Annotated in this window: 14 protein-coding genes; 8 read left to right on the top strand and 6 right to left on the bottom strand. The window is 60.5% G+C overall.

All coding sequences use genetic code 11. From position 1 onward, the window contains the following. Complete coding sequence (gene dapE, locus RM6536_RS06520) at positions 1 to 1,179, bottom strand: succinyl-diaminopimelate desuccinylase (protein WP_060824498.1); 1,179 nt, start codon at positions 1,177 to 1,179, stop codon at positions 1 to 3. Between the two features lie 101 nt (positions 1,180 to 1,280). Between dapE and dapD the strand changes: the two genes are divergently transcribed. The 7 genes from dapD to RM6536_RS06485 all read left to right on the top strand — a co-directional run bounded on the left by dapD (position 1,281) and on the right by RM6536_RS06485 (position 8,276). Further along, the gene (dapD, locus tag RM6536_RS06515) at positions 1,281 to 2,246 is read left to right on the top strand and encodes a 2,3,4,5-tetrahydropyridine-2,6-dicarboxylate N-succinyltransferase (RefSeq protein WP_060824497.1); all 966 of its coding nucleotides are present in this window, start codon (positions 1,281 to 1,283) and stop codon (positions 2,244 to 2,246) included. Positions 2,247 to 2,527: 281 nt separating this feature from the next. Beyond that, positions 2,528 to 3,412: a DUF4253 domain-containing protein gene (locus RM6536_RS06510; protein WP_060824496.1), complete on the top strand. Its 885-nt coding sequence runs from the start codon at positions 2,528 to 2,530 to the stop codon at positions 3,410 to 3,412. 225 nt (positions 3,413 to 3,637) lie between these two features. After that, the gene (gene galE / locus RM6536_RS06505; protein ID WP_049346894.1) at positions 3,638 to 4,651 is read left to right on the top strand and encodes a UDP-glucose 4-epimerase GalE; all 1,014 of its coding nucleotides are present in this window, start codon (positions 3,638 to 3,640) and stop codon (positions 4,649 to 4,651) included. A 375-nt stretch (positions 4,652 to 5,026) separates the two neighbouring features. Next, the gene (locus RM6536_RS06500) at positions 5,027 to 5,791 is read left to right on the top strand and encodes an amino acid ABC transporter ATP-binding protein (RefSeq protein ID WP_049337287.1); all 765 of its coding nucleotides are present in this window, start codon (positions 5,027 to 5,029) and stop codon (positions 5,789 to 5,791) included. 15 nt (positions 5,792 to 5,806) lie between these two features. After that, complete coding sequence (locus RM6536_RS06495; RefSeq protein ID WP_049337285.1) at positions 5,807 to 6,637, top strand: glutamate ABC transporter substrate-binding protein; 831 nt, start codon at positions 5,807 to 5,809, stop codon at positions 6,635 to 6,637. 20 nt (positions 6,638 to 6,657) lie between these two features. Further along, the gene (locus RM6536_RS06490; RefSeq protein WP_060824495.1) at positions 6,658 to 7,341 is read left to right on the top strand and encodes an amino acid ABC transporter permease; all 684 of its coding nucleotides are present in this window, start codon (positions 6,658 to 6,660) and stop codon (positions 7,339 to 7,341) included. Beyond that, on the top strand, positions 7,338 to 8,276 hold the full coding sequence (locus RM6536_RS06485; protein WP_060824494.1) for an amino acid ABC transporter permease: 939 nt from the start codon (positions 7,338 to 7,340) through the stop codon (positions 8,274 to 8,276). The genes RM6536_RS06490 and RM6536_RS06485 overlap by 4 nt, the downstream gene beginning before the upstream one ends. A gap of 119 nt (positions 8,277 to 8,395) precedes the next feature. Here RM6536_RS06485 and dapC read toward each other — a convergent pair whose 3' ends face one another. From dapC to RM6536_RS06460, 5 genes are all read right to left on the bottom strand, one after another. Continuing rightward, on the bottom strand, positions 8,396 to 9,535 hold the full coding sequence (gene dapC / locus RM6536_RS06480) for a succinyldiaminopimelate transaminase (RefSeq protein WP_060824493.1): 1,140 nt from the start codon (positions 9,533 to 9,535) through the stop codon (positions 8,396 to 8,398). Positions 9,536 to 9,745: 210 nt separating this feature from the next. After that, positions 9,746 to 10,066 (bottom strand): ferredoxin, encoded by a 321-nt coding sequence (gene fdxA, locus RM6536_RS06475; RefSeq protein ID WP_060824492.1) that lies wholly within the window; start codon positions 10,064 to 10,066, stop codon positions 9,746 to 9,748. A gap of 530 nt (positions 10,067 to 10,596) precedes the next feature. Beyond that, positions 10,597 to 11,946: a PIG-L family deacetylase gene (locus RM6536_RS06470; protein ID WP_060824491.1), complete on the bottom strand. Its 1,350-nt coding sequence runs from the start codon at positions 11,944 to 11,946 to the stop codon at positions 10,597 to 10,599. A 372-nt stretch (positions 11,947 to 12,318) separates the two neighbouring features. Next, a complete protein-coding gene (gene typA, locus RM6536_RS06465) occupies positions 12,319 to 14,229 on the bottom strand; it encodes a translational GTPase TypA (RefSeq protein WP_060824490.1) in 1,911 nt (636 codons plus the stop codon). 209 nt (positions 14,230 to 14,438) lie between these two features. Next, complete coding sequence (locus tag RM6536_RS06460; RefSeq protein WP_060824489.1) at positions 14,439 to 15,371, bottom strand: NAD(+) diphosphatase; 933 nt, start codon at positions 15,369 to 15,371, stop codon at positions 14,439 to 14,441. Positions 15,372 to 15,500: 129 nt separating this feature from the next. Between RM6536_RS06460 and pgi the strand changes: the two genes are divergently transcribed. After that, positions 15,501 to 17,177, top strand: a complete 1,677-nt coding sequence (gene pgi / locus RM6536_RS06455; protein WP_060824488.1) for a glucose-6-phosphate isomerase — start codon at positions 15,501 to 15,503, stop codon at positions 17,175 to 17,177. Positions 17,178 to 17,200 lie beyond the last annotated feature (23 nt).

The following is a 17,200-nucleotide window of genomic DNA, read 5'->3' as shown; positions in this document are numbered from 1 at the left end:
CTAGTCCTCGTCGCGGTCGCTGAGCAGCCAGGCACGCAAATCGGCGTGGCAGCGGGTCAGCTGGCTAAAGCTCACGTGCTCGTTATCGGTGTGAGCCAGCAGAGCGTCACCGGGGCCGAAGTTCACCGCGGGAATACCGATCTCGCTCAGACGCGCCACATCCGTCCAACCGTACTTCGGTTGAGGCTCCTGTCCCACCGCCTCAATCAGGGAAGCCGCCAGCGGGGTGTCCAGGCCGGGGCGAGCCGCCGGGGAAAGATCCACAAAATCCAGCTCGTATCCGGCGAAGACCTCACGCACGTGGGCGACCGCCTCATCCAGGGTCTTATCAGGGGCAAACCGGTAGTTCACGTGCATTGCCGCCGCATCAGGAATCACGTTACCGGCAACACCACCAGAAATCTGCACCGCGTTCAGACCCTCACGATAGTCCAGGCCCTCCACCGCAATAGTCTTCGGTTCGTAGGAGGCGAGCGCCGCCAACGCCGGTGCCAGTGCGTGAATTGCGTTCTCGCCGCGCCATGCACGACCCGAGTGGGCGGCAAGGCCGCGGGTGCGCACGAAGAAACGCATGGTGCCGTTGCAACCGCCCTCAATGGTGCCGTTGGTCGGTTCAAGCAGCACACCGAAGTCTGCGTCAGTGATGAGCTCGCCGTGGTTGCAGATCAGACGCGCCAGGCCGGAGAGTTCGCTGGCGACCTCTTCGTTGTCGTAGAAGATGTAGGTCAGGTTGTAGTCGGTGTCCTGCGCGGTCAGTTCGGCGGCAAGCTTCAGCTGAACCGCAACGCCGCCCTTCATGTCGGTGGCGCCGCGACCGTAGAGCACGCTGTGGCCGTCCTCTTCACGCACCGTGGACGGCACGGTACCCAGCGAACCCTCAACGGTGGGCAGGGGCACGGTATCCAGGTGACCGGCAAGAATAATGCGGGTGCGTTCCCCCTCAACGCCGGGCAACGGCGGGAACTCGGTGCGGGCGATAATGGCATCCCCGTCACGGGTCAACTGCAGGTGCGGGCAGAACGACAGCGCCATGTGCACGGCGTCAGCAATTGGCTGCTCATTGCCGGAAACCGACTCGTAATCCAGCAGGGCACGCGTCAGCTCGGGCATGGACACGTCCAGGTTCAGGGGCGGCTGCGGTACAGGGTGACGCTCAGAAATATTCGGGGAAACGCTCATCCTTCCACCTTACAGGTTCCCCGGTACACACACCCGCGCCCACAACGCCCATATCGAGCATATGAGACGGTCTTGAAGGGGCTCTCACCCCCAAAACTATAATGGGAGGCATGTCTGAAAACACTCCCCGTTACGCCTCCGGCGTTGCACTGGTCAATGTTGTTGTCTCTGGCGAGCACGCCGGCACCGTCCTGGATGCCTGGTTCCCCGCTCCCTCCCTCACCCAGACCCCCGACCTGTCCATCGCGGACGAGCTGGAGGAACTGGCCGCCGAGCACCCGGCGCGCAATGCCCGCACCGAGGTGCGTACCGCATCCATCAACCTGGATGAGGCACCCGAAGACGCGGTCGACGCGTACCTGCGTCTGCACCTGCTCTCCCACACTCTGGTTCGCCCCAACGAGCTGAACCTGGACGGCCTGTTCGGCACCCTGGCGAATGTTGCGTGGACCAACCACGGCCCGGTGCTTGCCGCCGAGTTCCAGAAGCTAGCGATTGGTCTGCGCAAGCTGGGCCACCTGAGCGTGAGCCACATTGATAAGTTCCCGCGCCTGGTGGATTATGTGATTCCCGCCGGCGTGCGCATTGGTGACGGTGACCGTCTGCGCCTGGGTGCGCACCTGGCGTCCGGCACGACCGTGATGCACGAGGGCTTCGTGAACTTCAACGCCGGTACCCTGGGCACTTCCATGGTTGAGGGCCGTATTTCTCAGGGCGTTGTGGTGGGCGACGGCTCGGATGTGGGTGGCGGCGCCTCCACGATGGGTACTCTTTCCGGTGGTGGCACTCAGCGCGTCTCTATTGGTGAGCGTTCCCTGCTGGGTGCGGAGTCCGGTATCGGTATTGCCCTGGGCGATGACTGCGTGGTTGAGGCTGGCCTGTATGTGACCGCCGGTTCGCGCGTGAGTGTTCTGCTGCCCGGTCAGGAGGCGCGCGTGGTGAAGGCTGCGGAGCTGTCCGGTGTGTCGAACCTGCTGTTCCGCCGCAATTCGATTAGCGGCGCGATTGAGGTTCTGCCGCGTGCGAAGAACACCGTGGAGCTGAACGAGGCGCTACACCTGAACTAGTCTGCACCTGAACTAGCCTGTACCTGGACTAGCGCTGGTTGCCCTTGCAAACGTTGGGGGTCGGCCCGTGAACTTTAGGGGTCGGGATGTGTGAAGCATCCCGGCCCCTTTTCTGTGCCCGGTGTTCCCTCGTCCGCCGCTCTTACAGGCTGGGCGCGAATCCGCGGCGGCTACGATGACCGTTTTCAGGGCGGGACGCTCGGGCTTTCGCTAGGCTGGTAGTACCGGGTACAGCGTACCCGCCATGACTGACCACTTGTACAGTTCAGAGAGGAATTCAGATGCCTGAATCAACTAAGTCAGAGTCGACGATGAGCGAAACCTACCGGCACTTTACGCGCCTTTTCCCCTACCCGCACGAGCGTATTCCAATGGGCGCTCCTGCCGCTGATGCCATGGCTCGTTACGATGAGTTGGCTAAGCTGGGGCGCGCGGAGGGGTTCGTCCCCTTCTTCCTAAACCTGAACGATACGGTGCTTGAAAGCATGGTTATCGCGGTGTCCCTTGAGCACGACATCATTGACGATGTTGAGACTCTGACCCCCGAGCAGGTGAGCGCCTACACTCGTGCCGTCCTGCAGCGTTACCGTACCGCCCGGGGTGGCGCCTCCGCCGAAGAATACGGCAGCGCAGTCATTGCCCAGCAGCTGCGCCGGGTTGCCGACGATGGCGAAGATACTAGCGAGGACGACCCGGACGACTTCAACCTCAACGAGCTTGTCGACGAGTTTATGAGCTCCGATTTTCTGCCCGATGAGGAGCCCGAAGATGAGGCCCCGACTCTTTCTGCCCTACTCTGCTACGAGCTCCTGGATGAAGAGGAGAAAGGCGAGATGCTCCTGCTGCAGATTCCGACCGATGACCCCGCCGATATTCCCGCGTACCTGCCCTTCGGCGGCTGGAATGACTGCCCGGACGCTGAAACGCAGCTGGCGTTCACCCACTATTGGCGTGAAAAGTACGGTGCCATCCCGGCGGCTCTTGACGGTGCTGACTGCCTAGAGTTTCTGGTGGAACGCCCCGTCACCGACCCGGTCGAGGCGAAGAATCTGGCGGTCGAGCAATTCGCATTCTGTTCCGATCTTCCGTTCCAGGTTTTTGAGGATTTTGAGCAGCTGACGGAGTTTATTCACCAGAGCCGCCAGTGGTATTTCTGGTGGGATTAGAGGTCGACTCAGAAATCAGCTAATACGCGGATTCAGGCGCTGGGCAAAGGCGAGTGTCGACACACCTAAATAACGCCTCCCACATGCTCACACCAGAGTGCACAAGCGCACAGTGTCCCGCAGTACTTACACCCCGTGCGCGGCTGTACCATTAGATACAGCTCAACAGCTTTTGTCCCCCATCCGGAGCACTTTTTCCGGATATATAAAGCCCGAAAGGACATCATGAAGGTACTCGTTACCGGCGGCGCCGGCTACATCGGCTCCCACACTGTACTTGAACTGCTCAAGGCAGGCCACGACGTCGTCGTCATGGATAACCTCGCGAACTCTTCCGAGGAGTCCCTCAAGCGCGTCGCTGAACTCGCTGGCCGCGCCCCCGAGTTCCACAAGGTTGACCTGCTCGACCTCGAAGGTATGAAGGCTCTCTTCAAGCAGGTTCGCCCCGACGCTGTGATTCACTTTGCGGGCCTGAAGGCTGTGGGCGAGTCCGCAGAGAAGCCGCTGTGGTACTACCAGACCAACGTGGCTGGCACCCTGAACCTGCTGTACGCAATGGACGAGGCTGACTGCCACTCCATCGTGTTCTCCTCCTCCGCTACCGTGTACGGTGAGCCCGAGTCCATGCCTCTGATTGAGAAGATGAACATGGATGCGCAGTCCTGCTACGGCCGCACCAAGGAGCACATCGAGGACATGCTGGTCGACCTGGCTGCGTCCGACTCCAAGTGGAACATCGCTCTGCTGCGTTACTTCAACCCCGTTGGTGCGCACGAGTCCGGCCGTATCGGTGAGGACCCGGCGGGTATCCCGAACAACCTAGTGCCCTTCATCGCGCAGGTTGCTGTGGGTCGCCGCGAGCACCTGAACGTCTTCGGTAACGACTACCCGACCGTCGACGGTACCGGCGTGCGCGACTACATCCACGTGGTTGACCTGGCTGACGGTCACCTGAAGGCGCTGAACTACATTACTGAGCACGGCGGCCTGCACACTTGGAACTTGGGTACCGGTAACGGCTACTCGGTTCTGCAGGTTCTGCACGCGTTCGAGGAGGCGTGCGGTAAGGAGCTGCCGTACAAGATTGTGGATCGTCGCCCCGGTGACGTTGCGGTCTCTTACGCTGATCCTTCCTCTGCTCTGGCGGATCTGGGTTGGAGCGCTAGCCGCGACATTAAGACCATGGTTCGCGACCACTGGAACTGGCAGAAGAACAACCCCAACGGTTACGAAGCCTAAGCTGTTTTAGCCCCTTGTGAGGGGTGTTGAAGAGTGCCCGATAGGTGTTATCTCACCTATCGGGCACTCTTCTGCGCTTTTTTCGAAATTTTTACCAATTCGTGACTACCTCCCCAAAGGCGTTTGACACCTCGTGAGTGCGTTGAGAAGGAGAAGGATATATTCCCTAGTCAAAGCCTTTTGTGAAGATGGGGTGTTTTTTACCCATATTTTTACGTCAAAAATACTATAACTATGCATTCGTGCTTAAAAATTCACATTGCTTACCCAGTAAAGTGAATATTTTGCAGACAGGAAACCGCCTGAGGCGTAAGCTGAAAGCTCAGCATACAGACAACCCGCATCATAGACGCACCTCACGTGAAAGGGTTCAAAATGTCCGCACAGGCAGCTCCCGAAGCGCAGAAAAACCTCATCGAAATCGCCAACGTCAACAAGTACTACGGCACCAACCACGTTCTGAAGAACATCAACCTTTCCGTGGGAAAAGGTGAGGTCGTCGTCCTCCTCGGCCCCTCCGGTTCCGGCAAATCCACCCTCTGCCGAACCATCAACCGCCTCGAAACTATCACCAGCGGATCCATCACCATTGACGGACAAGAACTACCCGAAGAAGGCCGCGCACTCGCCAAGCTCCGCGCCGAAGTCGGCATGGTCTTCCAGTCATACAACCTCTTCGCGCACAAGAACATCCTCGATAACGTAACCCTTGGACCCCGCCGAATCCGCAAAATGTCCAAGTCAGAGGCAGAAGCAGAAGCCATGAACCTGCTCGCGAAGGTTGGTGTGGATTCCCAGGTGCACAAAATGCCCGCAGAGCTTTCCGGCGGTCAGCAGCAGCGCGTCGCCATCGCCCGTGCACTCGCCATGAAGCCCAAGGTCATGCTCTTCGACGAACCCACCAGCGCGCTCGACCCCGAAATGGTCAACGAGGTGCTCGACACTATGGTCTCCCTCGCGAGGGAAGGCATGACCATGATCGTGGTGACCCACGAGATGGGTTTTGCCCGCAAGGCGGCAGACCGCATCGTCTTCCTTGCCGACGGCGAAATCATCGAAGAGGCGCACCCGGACGAGTTCTTCACCAACCCGAAGAGCGAGCGCGCCAAGGACTTCCTCTCCAAGATCATCAACCACTAAAGCGGAGGGACCGACATGCAAAAATATTCACGTAGGCTCGCGGCACTCGCCGCAGCAGCTTCCCTCGCTCTGACCGGCGTCCTCGCCGGATGCTCCAGCGCAGACAGCGACCACAAGATCCGCATCGGCATCAAAGTAGACCAGCCCGGCCTCGGTTACCAGGACGGCAACACCTACACCGGTTTCGACGTGGAGGTGGCACGCTACGTCGCCGGCAAGCTCGGCTACTCCGAAGAGCAGATTGAGTTCGTAGAATCCCCCGCCGCTAACCGCGAAAACATGCTCAACACTGGTCAGGTAGACATGATTTTTGCGACCTACTCCATCTCTGAAAGCCGCAAGAAGACCGTGGACTTCGCCGGCCCCTACTACACGGCTGGTCAGGACCTGCTCGTGCGTGCCGATAACACCGATATTCACGGCCCCGACGACCTCAACGGCAAGAACCTCTGCTCCGTGACCGGCTCCACCAGCGCCCAGAAGGTGCAGGACAAGTTCGCCAAGAACGTGAACCTAGTCAAGCAGAACAGCTACTCCGACTGCGTGGTCGCCCTCAACGGCGGCGTGGTGGACGCCGTCACCACCGACGACATAACCCTCGCCGGTCTGGCAGCCACCAAAGCGAACAAGGGCAAGCTGAAAGTGGTCGGCTCCCCCTTCACGACCGAACGCTACGGCGTGGGCCTGCCCAAGGGCACCGACAAGTGCGAAGCCGTGAACAACGCCATCAACGAGATGGTTGCCGATGGCACCTGGGAGAAACTCATCACCAAGTACACCGAAGGCACCGGCTACCACTACAACACCGAAACCAACCCGCCGCACCTGGGCACCTCCTGCGCCTAGGCCTCTAGAGAGGTTCACGAATGTCATTCTTTGACCAACTCGGCGCCCTCCTGTCCAAGTACGATGTGGTTGGCGCCTTCATGACCAATATTGAGCTGACCCTCTGGGCGGCTATTGGCTCGTTCGTCCTCGGTACCGTGCTGGCGCTCATGCGCATCAGCCCCGTCCCGTCCCTGCGCTGGGTGGGCACCGCCTATGTGCATACTGTCCGTAATACTCCGCTCACCATCATGATGACTTTCGCCATTTTGGGTGTGTGGACGCAGTTCCAGCTCTCCTTCTCGCACGATTTCGACACGAACTTCTTCGTGTACGCGGTCATTGCCCTGTCGATTTACCATTCGGCGTTTATTTGCGAGGCGATCCGTTCGGGTGTGAACACCGTGCCGAAGGGTCAGGCTGAGGCGGCACGCGCTATCGGTCTGGGTTTCTTCGACACCGCCCGTCTGGTGATTTTCCCTCAGGCTCTACGCGGTGCCATTACCCCGCTCGGCAATACTCTGATTGCGTTGACGAAGAACAGCACTGTCGCCTCGGTAGCGTCGGTGGCTGAGGCCTCCGGGCTGATGAAATCCATGATTGAGTTCGACGCGAACATGGTGCTCGCTATCTTCATCATGTTTGCGATGGGCTTCGTCATCATTGTTGTTCCCATTGGTGCGTTGACCACCTGGTCATCCCGTAAGCTGGCGGTGAAGCGATGAAAAACCCTTTTATCAGTAATGACACCCGCGCCGCTTCTTCGGTGCTTTTCGACGAGCCGGGCCCTATTGCGCTGCGTCGTATCCGCATCTTCAACATTGCTGCGGTAGTCCTTTTTGTACTATTTGCGGTGTATGTGCTGACCGTGATGGGTCAGAAGGGGCAGCTGGAGGCAGAAAAGTGGACTGACCTGTTCACCGCCCGCGCCTGGAGTTCCTACTACCTGCCGGGCCTCGCCTCGACCCTGTCGGCGGCAGCGGTTTCGGTGGTTACCTCGGTTGCGTTCGGTGTGGTCTTCGGTATTGCTCGACTCTCGCAGTACCGCGTTATCCGCTGGTTCGGCACCGTGGTGGTGGAGTTCTTCCGCGCCGTGCCGGTGCTGATCATGATGATTTTCTTCTGGCTCTTTTTGGGCAAGTACAGCGGTCTTCCGCCTGCTCAGCTACCCTTCATCGCCGTGGTCATTGGTCTGACCCTGTACAACGGTTCGGTGATTGCTGAGCTGCTGCGTTCGGGTGTGAAGCAGCTTCCTCGCGGCCAGGGCGAGGCGGGTCTTGCGATTGGTCTGACCCCGACCCAGACGCTGATTCGGATCCTGCTTCCGCAGGCGTTCACCGCGATGATGCCCTCGATGCTCAGCCAGTTCGTGGTGATTCTGAAGGACACCGCACTCGGTTACATCATCTCCTACCCGGAGCTGCTCGCCTCGGCGCGCCGTATCGGTTCCGGTGACGGTAACGTGCTGCAGACCCTGATTCTGGCGGCGGCACTCTTCGTGACGGTGAACTTTGTTCTCACGGCTGTAGCAACCGGCATTACGGACAGGCTGGCATCGCGCACCTCCGCGAAGGTGACCCGAAACCTGATTCCGGACGCTCTGGATAACCCGAACCCGCCGACCGTTCAGATGTTCGTTCTGCCCGGCGACCGCAAGTAGCCCTTCTCGTTCGGGCCCCTCAGCCAACGATGATCAGCGGATACGGCAAAGCCCCCGCATTCCCCTTTTGGGAGGATGCGGGGGCTTTCTGCTATGCGGGCTAGTTAGACCCGTCGGGACTACTTAGCGGCAGATGCCTTCAGACGCTCAGCAGCCTTCGCCACCGCCTCATCGGAGGCGGTCAGGGCGATACGCACGTAGCCTTCGCCGTCCTCGCCGTAGAACACGCCGGGGCCAGCAATAATACCCAGCTCCGCCAGGCGGCCAATCGATTCCCAGGTGGACTCACCGAAAGTGGTCCACAGGTACAGGCCAGCCTCAGAATTCTCAATGCGGCCACCGGCGGCGGTAATCGCCTCTTCCAGTACCTCGCGGCGGGCACGGTACAGATTCTTCTGCGCCGCCACGTGTGCCTCATCAGCCAGCGCCACCATCATGGCAGCCTGCACGGGGGCGGGCACAATCATGCCGGCGTGCTTGCGGCTATTAATCAGGTTCGGCATCAGCTCGGGGGCACCAGCAATGAACGCGGCACGGTAACCGGCAAGGTTCGACTGCTTCGACAGCGAATACACGGCAAACAGGCCCGTGAAGTCGCCATCGCACACGCGAGGATCCAGGATGGACGGCACCGGCTGACCGCCGCGCGCCTCATCCCAGGCACCCCAACCGAGCTCAGCGTAGCACTCATCGGATGCCACCACGGCATCAATTTCACGCGCCTGCGCCACAACCTCACGCAACTGCTCCACGGTACGCACCACACCGTTCGGGTTCGCCGGGGAGTTCACCCAAATCAGCTTCACACGGCTGCGGGTGTCGGCATCCAGCTCGTCCAGGCTGTCGGCGGGCACAGACTCGGCGCGGGCAAAACGGGCACCCATATCGTAGGTGGGGTACGCAACGCGCGGGTACACGACCACATCGCCCGGGCCCAGACCCAGCAGGAACGGCAGCCACGCCACGAGCTCCTTCGAACCAACCGTGGGCATAATCGCGTCAGGGTTCAGACCGGTCACGCCGCGGCGGCGGGCAAACCACTCGGCAATAGCCTCACGCAGGGCGGGGGTGCCGTGGGTGGTCGGGTAGCCGGGTGCGTCGGAGGCTGCCGCCAGCGCCTCGCGAATGTTCTGCGGGGTAGGGTCGACCGGGGTGCCGATGGACAGGTCCACCGGACCGTCCGGGTGGGCGGCTGCGGTTGCGCGGTAGGGGGCGAGCGCCTCCCAGGGGTATTCGGGCAGGTTCAGGCCGTAAGTCATTGTGTCACCTGGTTGCTTGGGAATAGTTTTCGTCATTTTAGTCTAGCGTCCGCGCGCTTCCGTGCCTATGGCAAGAGCCTCCATTCCAGCGCCTAGACGGTGCGTGGGCACCTGGTGCTAGATGGAGGCTCTTGGCACCCGTGAGCGGGTGCAATCAGTCTATGCGGTTGTAGCTACTATTCGCCGCTTTGGGTTACTCGCCGCAGGCTACTACTCACCACGAGGGGGCAGTGCCGCGATGAAGGGCACGTCCTTGCCGGTGGGGCCGAGCTTTGCTGCGCCACCGGGGGAACCCAGGTCGTCGAAGAAGTCTGCGTTGGCGCTGACGTATTCGCTCCACTCTTCGGGGACGTCGTCTTCGTAGTAGATTGCTTCTACGGGGCAGACGGGCTCGCAGGCGCCGCAGTCCACGCACTCATCCGGGTGGATGTAGAGGGTACGATCACCTTCGTAGATGCAGTCGACGGGGCATTCTTCAACGCATGCGCGGTCTTTGACATCCACGCAGGGAAGCGCGATTACGTAGGTCATTGGTGTGCCTTTCTACAAGCTGTTCGCCCCGTGCCCGCCGTTCTGCGGGTCGTCTGCTGCAGGGCAGAATCTACAGAGTAAACCGCCGAGTAGTTGGTACCCGGCGGGGAAGTCTGTGTATAGTCTATCGCGCACCGGCTGTTTAACCGTATTTTCGTGGTGTATCAGACAGTACGCTCACGGGTTTGTGGGGGTATTTTTTAGGCTAGGCTGACCTGGTATTTCTTTGCGTTATTGCTAGTCGGCGGGCTTTTAAAAATAGATTAAGCCAAAAATGAAATCTTCATCACATGAATTTTTTGATGAAGTCGCCGCTATTTCTACCCCGCACAATTTACCGAATAACGCATACTTTTTCTTTCCTATTGCCCTCTATCCTGCGGGCTGAGAAGACCGTAGCGGCGCAAGCACCCACAACAGCATTCCCAAAAACAGCAGGAGGGGCGCCCCGGCTAATCGGAGCACCCCTCCCTGATGTTATGACGTAGTGATAGGCTTCAGACTACTTCTTGGCGCCTACTTCTCGGCGCCTACTTCTTGGTGCGAGCACGCTGATGCGCCGCACGCGGCGAGAAATACTGCGCATCCTTCACGCGAGCACGCGTGTACACGAGCATGCCCAGCATCGCCGCGACCGGGGCGCCGAACCACCACAGGGCACCGTACAGGCCAATCGCCGAATGGCCCGGATTCACCAGAACAAAGGGCGAATCGGGGCGGCCGTAACCGAGCACGTACACGGTTACGAACACCGCAACAGCCACGACAGCCGCAGCGTAGCCGCGACGCAACGACAGGGCACACCACAGGGCAGTGAAGAACACCGTCAGGTACGCCACCAGCAAGCCGAGGGGCAGGGCGGTATCCCCCGCGTACACGACCCAGGCGTGGTAAATCGACCCGGCGATACCGGCAAAAATACCCAGAATCGAGCCGGTCAGCAGGCTCGCTACCAGGCCCGCCTCCTGCGGCTTCGGGTGCACGGTCGCGGTCGGGTCACCGTCGAGCACACGGAAAGTCTCCACGGCAGAAATTTTCTGCGGCACCTTATTCGAGTACTCAAAAGTCTTCTCATCCACCACCGTAATCTGGGTGCGGTGCGCCTCCATTGCCTTACGCTTGGCGGTGCCGTCACCGTAAATGGCGGCCTGCAGGCGCTGATCAGCTGCGTCGAACTCACCCTCAATACCCCAGGTGAGAATCGGGCGGTCCTCGTCATTTTCGAGGATCTGCAGGGCACGGTGCACGATCTCGTACACGCGCACGTGGTCGGGGTGGCCGTAGCCGCCGTCCGAATCGTAGGTGACCAGAACATCCGGGGTGAGGGCGCGGATAGCGGCAACCAGCGCCTGAGCCTGCGGTTCCAGCGGCTGCGCGGTCAACGAATCCTCCGCCGCCACCGGGTTGGCGACGGGCTTACCCTCCGGACCCCACGCCATACCGGAGTCACGGTATAGCGGCAGCGTGCCCTCCGCGACGGCGGGTTCCTGGCCCAGGAAGAACTGCTTCTTCACGCCCAGTGCCTTGATAGCGCCGGCAAGCTCACCGGTACGGTACTCGCCCAGCGCCTCACCGTTATCACGGCAGCCGGGCTTACCGACCTCCAGGTGATGCAGCTCCTCGGGGATGACCTCACCCAGCTCACCGCGGGTAGCGGTCAGCAGGTACACCTCCGCGCCCTTCTGCGCATAGTACGCCATGGTCGCGCCGGTCGAGGAGGTTTCGTCGTCCGGGTGTGCATGCACGAACAGGATGCGCGCCTTCTTCGCATCGTAGTTATTCGGCAGCAGGTCACGGCGCGAGCCGGGGGCGATGCGCTCACCCTGCGTGGGGTAGCTGGGGGTCGCAGAATCAGGCTGAGTGTTCTCGGTTTCAGACACAGGCTTTCCCTCTCATACGCAGGGTTGGGTTTCTTGGACGGTCAAAGCGCGCCGGCAATTTACATCGTTGATCAGCAGACGTTGAGTAGCGGACGGGTGCCGCCACCGTGCAGGCGCATTATTTTATCTTACACACTCGCATGTACAACGCGGGGTGTTCAGGCTTTTCAGAAGCGGTTTTAGGCAGAAAGCAGAAGCGCTCCGCTCTCCTTGTTCTTCTCTCCGCCCTACCCCGCCGGTACTTCCCGAACGCGCCTGAGATTTAAACAGAGCCGCCGCTACCTCCTCTTCAGAAGGCAGCGGCGGTTCTTACGCAACGACAGCACCCGCTACAGCAGGTGAGTCGCTAACGCGCTATCAGTTCGCGCTGTACTAGTTCGCGCGGGCGCGGCGGCGGAACTCGCGGACACGCTCGTTGGAATCCAGGATGACCTTACGGATACGAATCGCCTCGGGGGTCACCTCAACACACTCGTCTTCGCGAGCGAATTCCAGGCACTCTTCCAGGGTCAGCTTCTTCGGCGGGGTCAGGTTTTCGAAGTTGTCCGCGGTCGAAGAACGCATGTTGGTCAGCTTCTTTTCCTTGGTGATGTTAACTTCCATGTCGTCTGCACGGGAGTTCATACCAACGATCATGCCCTCGTACACCTCAGAGGTGGGCTCCACGAAGAAGGTGCCACGCTCCTGCAGGTTGATCATCGCGTAGGGGGTCACCACGCCGGCACGGTCAGCGATCAGCGAACCGTTGGTGCGGTACTCAATGTCGCCAGCCCACGGCTCGTGCTCAATCGAGTAGGAGGAAGAAATACCGGCACCGCGGGTCTCAGTCAGGAACTGAGTACGGAAACCAATCAGACCACGTGCGGGAACAGCGAACTCCATACGGACCCAACCGGTACCGTGGTTCGACATGTTCTCCATGCGGCCCTTACGTGCAGCCATCAGCTGGGTGACAGCACCCAGGTGTTCCTCGGGCACGTCAATGATCATGTGCTCCATGGGCTCGTAGACCTTGCCGTCGATGGTCTTGGTAACCACCTGGGGCTTACCCACGGTCAGCTCGAAGCCCTCACGGCGCATCTGCTCCACGAGGATAGCCAGGGCGAGCTCGCCACGGCCCTGAACTTCCCATGCGTCCGGACGCTGGGTGGGCAGAACCTTGATGGACACGTTACCGATCAGCTCGCGGTCCAGGCGGTCCTTCACCTGACGTGCGGTGACCTTTGCGCCCTTGACGCGGCCAGCCAGCGGGGAGGTGTTAATACCGATGGTCATGGAGATCGCGGGATCGTCTACCTTGATCAGCGGCAGGGGCTTGGGGTTCTCAGCGTCGGTGAGGGTTTCACCAATGGTGATGTCCTCGATACCTGCCACTGCGACGATTTCGCCGGGGCCAGCGGACTCTGCGGGTACACGCTCGAGAGCCTTGGTAGCCAGCAGCTCGGAGATGCGGACGTTCTTGATTTCACCGTCGTGACGTGCCCACGCAACGGTCTGGCCCTTCTTCAGGGTGCCGTTGAAGATACGGACCAGTGCCAGACGACCCAGGAACGGGGAGGAGTCCAGGTTGGTCACGTGTGCCTGCAGAACCTCGTTGGGGTCGTAGGTGGGGGCGGGCACGTGCTCGATGATGGTCTTGAACAGCGGCTCAAGGTCGTCGTTGTCGGGCAGCTGGCCGTCTGCGGGCTGGTTCAGGGATGCAGCGCCAGCCTTACCGGATGCGTACACTACCGGAACGTTCAGCACAGCGTCCAGGTCCAGGTCGGGAACCTCGTCCGCCAGGTCAGATGCCAGGCCAAGCAGCAGGTCCATGGACTCGCCAACGACCTCGTCGATACGGGAGTCGGGGCGGTCAACCTTGTTCACCACGAGGATCACGGGCAGCTTAGCAGCCAGTGCCTTACGCAGCACGAAGCGGGTCTGGGGCAGCGGGCCTTCGGATGCGTCCACGAGCAGCACAACGCCGTCAACCATGGACAGGCCGCGCTCCACCTCGCCACCGAAGTCGGCGTGGCCGGGGGTGTCAATAACGTTAATGGTGATGGTCTCGCCGTTGGCGGAAGGGCCGTTGTAGAACACGGTGGTGTTCTTCGCCAGAATGGTGATGCCCTTTTCCTTTTCGAGGTCGCCGGAGTCCATGACTCGGTCTTCAACATCTGCGTGGGCAGAGAAGGCGTGGGTCTGCTGCAGCATCGCGTCGACGATGGTGGTCTTGCCGTGGTCAACGTGTGCCACGATGGCCACATTGCGAAGGTCGGGGCGCGAAGCGGTGTTTTCAGACATGCGTTAAGTTTCTCGCTTAAATCTAGGGGATAGTCTTGCCAGCGGGTGCGCTCTAGAAGGCGCGGGGGTCACGGGGCAGTACCTTCAGATAGGTATCTGGGGGTGTTTGCCGGTTCGAACGTTTGCTACTGGAGCCGCTCTGCAATGAGAGCGTTTCCGGGCACGCCAAAACGGACCCCCCTCCGTTGGGCTTAGCTACCAGTGTATCACTAGGGCTTTTCTGCGAGCCACTCATCAAGCATGCGGCGGGCGACCGCATTCGTGCCGGGCAGCTCCAGCTTGGCGGGGTCATCCTCGTCGCTATTGCCGCGCTCCTCCGAAATCGCTATCGCCTCACGCAGCTCAGCGGCGCTAAACCAGCGTGCGGCACGAATCTCACCATCGTGATGGATGATGGTTTCGTTCTCATCCACGCGCACCCGGTAGCAAATCATGAGCGAACGCGGGAAAGGCCACACATCACTCATGCGGTACTCGGTGCTCAGGGTGTGCAGACCGGTCTCTTCGTAAACTTCGCGAGCAATCGCCTCTTCAAGGTTTTCGCCGGGGTCAACGAAACCGGCGATGAGGGCGAAGCGGTTGGGGTGCCACTGGCGGTTATTCGCCAGCAGCACGCGCTCGCCGTCGCGGCTGGTCACCAGCGCCATGACGGCGGGTTCGATGCGGGGGAACACCATCTCGCCGGAGGCGGTGCGGCGGATTCTCTTGGAGCCGAGGGGCGCCTCCTCACCGCTGTATGCGGAGTAGCGCATGTCGATGAGGTAGTCGCGGCGTGCCAGGGCGGTGGCGTAGTGGGCGCGGCCTTCCGGGTCATCGTGGACCGGGTAGTAGCGGAAACCACTGGCGGAGGCGCGCACCCGAGGGTTGTTCAGGTCGGCGGCGACCTGCGCGAGGGTTTCGTCCTCGCAGTAGAGCACGTGCACCTCTGCCTCACTATTCTTCTGGGCGTCGGCACCGTAGGCGGCGGGGCGAATCACGCTGCGCGCAAGGATAGCCTCTTCGGTCAGCGGCTCGGCAGCATCGTGACCGGTCAGGTAGTACAGGGTTCCGTCATCGTTGAGGAGGGTTTCCCCTTCACGGGAAATGAGCAGGTAACGCGGTGCGTGAGTGTCAGCGGGTGTGTGTTCAGGTGAAGAAGTCATGGATTTTACTCTACATCTTGCCACTGCAAGGCCCACAATAGCGTGCCGGGTTTCGATTTTTTCGCCGTATCGTCCCATATCACCCTCGAAAGAGGTGACAGAGGCACCCGAAAATAAGAGAATGGAACTATGACTACTTCTATTGACCCTACGACCACCTCCGCGTGGTCTGCTCTGTCCGCTCATCACAAATCTCTCACCCCGAACCTGCGCGAATGGTTTGCCGCTGACCCGGAACGCGCGCAGAAGCTCAGCTTCACCGCCGACGAACTGCACGTCGACCTTTCCAAGAACCTGATTACCTCCGAAACCCTTGAGCTGCTGGTCAAGCTCGCTGAAGAGGTCAAGCTGGAGCAGGCTCGCGAGGCGATGTTCTCCGGCGAGCACATTAACGTCACCGAGGACCGCGCCGTACTGCACACCGCACTGCGCCGCCCCGAGGGCTACACTCCCGCGCTGACCGTTGACGGCCAGGACGTAGACGCAGACGTTCACGCCGTGCTGAAGAAGATTTACGCATTCGCTGAGCGCGTGCGCAACGGCGAGTGGACCGGCATCACCGGCAAGCGCATCGAGACCGTTGTGAACATCGGTATTGGTGGCTCCGATCTGGGCCCGGTCATGGTGTACGAGGCTCTCAAGCCCTACGCAGATGCAGGTATCTCCGCACGCTTCATCTCCAACATTGACCCGACCGATGTGGCTGAGAAGGTTTCCGACCTGGACCCCGAGACCACCCTGTTCATCGTCGCATCCAAGACCTTCGGCACCCTGGAGACCCTGACCAACGCGCGCGTGGCACGCGAGTGGCTGCTTTCCGCACTGGCTGAGGCTGGCGCTCTGGAAGGTAAGGAAGCGTCCGAGGCTGTGGCTAAGCACTTCGTGGCTGTCTCCACCGCACTGGATAAGGTGGCAGCATTCGGCATTGACCCCGAGAACGCTTTCGGCTTCTGGGACTGGGTTGGCGGCCGCTACTCCGTAGACTCCGCTATCGGCACCTCCCTGGCTATCGTTTTCGGCCCGAAGGTTTTCGCTGAATTCCTCGCCGGCTTCCACGCAATGGATGAGCACTTCCGCACCGCTCCCCTGGCTCAGAACGTGCCCGTTCTGATGGGTCTGCTGAACATCTGGAACGTGAACTTCCTGGGCGCAGAGACCCACGCGGTTCTGCCCTACGACCAGTACCTGCACCGCTTCCCTGCGTACCTGCAGCAGCTGACCATGGAGTCCAACGGCAAGTCTGTTCGCGCGGACGGCTCCTTCGTCAACTACGCAACCGGTGAAGTGTTCTGGGGTGAGCCCGGCACCAACGGCCAGCACGCTTTCTACCAGCTAATCCACCAGGGTACCCGCCTGATTCCCGCGGACTTCCTTGCCTTCGCTAACCCGGTCCACCCGACCAAGGACGGCGAGCAGGACGTTCACGAGCTGTTCCTGGCTAACTTCTTCGCACAGTCTCAGGCTCTCGCTTTCGGTAAGACCGAGGAAGAGGTTCGTGCAGAGGGCACCGCAGAGCACGTGGTCAACGCACGTATCTTCAGCGGTAACCGCCCCTCCACCTCTATCATGGCGCCGCGCCTGACCCCGCGCGTTCTGGGCTCCCTGATTGCCCTGTACGAGCACATCACCTTCGTTCAGGGTGTTGTTTGGGGTATTGATTCCTTCGATCAGTGGGGTGTTGAGCTCGGTAAGAAGCTGGCGCTGGATCTGGTTCCCGCTATTGAGGGTGACCGTGAGGTTCTGGCTCGTCAGGATTCTTCGACTGCTTCGCTGATTGACTACTACCTGAAGAACCGCACCAAGTAGTAGCGTGAGCCTGCATGTGCCGG

The sequence above is a fragment of the Rothia mucilaginosa genome (assembly GCF_001548235.1).
GTDB classification, from domain to species: Bacteria; Actinomycetota; Actinomycetes; order Actinomycetales; family Micrococcaceae; genus Rothia; species Rothia mucilaginosa_B.
The sequence above is the reverse complement of the archived record's forward strand: the minus strand, read 5'-3'. Positions and strand labels throughout refer to the sequence as shown.

Coding starts and splice junctions, on each gene's coding strand:
- dapE (WP_060824498.1), bottom strand. CDS start 1,179: ATGAGCGTTTCCCCGAATATTTCTGAGCGTCACCCTGTACCGCAGCCG.
- dapD (WP_060824497.1), top strand. CDS start 1,281: ATGGGAGGCATGTCTGAAAACACTCCCCGTTACGCCTCCGGCGTTGCA.
- RM6536_RS06510 (WP_060824496.1), top strand. CDS start 2,528: ATGCCTGAATCAACTAAGTCAGAGTCGACGATGAGCGAAACCTACCGG.
- galE (WP_049346894.1), top strand. CDS start 3,638: ATGAAGGTACTCGTTACCGGCGGCGCCGGCTACATCGGCTCCCACACT.
- RM6536_RS06500 (WP_049337287.1), top strand. CDS start 5,027: ATGTCCGCACAGGCAGCTCCCGAAGCGCAGAAAAACCTCATCGAAATC.
- RM6536_RS06495 (WP_049337285.1), top strand. CDS start 5,807: ATGCAAAAATATTCACGTAGGCTCGCGGCACTCGCCGCAGCAGCTTCC.
- RM6536_RS06490 (WP_060824495.1), top strand. CDS start 6,658: ATGTCATTCTTTGACCAACTCGGCGCCCTCCTGTCCAAGTACGATGTG.
- RM6536_RS06485 (WP_060824494.1), top strand. CDS start 7,338: ATGAAAAACCCTTTTATCAGTAATGACACCCGCGCCGCTTCTTCGGTG.
- dapC (WP_060824493.1), bottom strand. CDS start 9,535: ATGACTTACGGCCTGAACCTGCCCGAATACCCCTGGGAGGCGCTCGCC.
- fdxA (WP_060824492.1), bottom strand. CDS start 10,066: ATGACCTACGTAATCGCGCTTCCCTGCGTGGATGTCAAAGACCGCGCA.
- typA (WP_060824490.1), bottom strand. CDS start 14,229: ATGTCTGAAAACACCGCTTCGCGCCCCGACCTTCGCAATGTGGCCATC.
- RM6536_RS06460 (WP_060824489.1), bottom strand. CDS start 15,371: ATGACTTCTTCACCTGAACACACACCCGCTGACACTCACGCACCGCGT.
- pgi (WP_060824488.1), top strand. CDS start 15,501: ATGACTACTTCTATTGACCCTACGACCACCTCCGCGTGGTCTGCTCTG.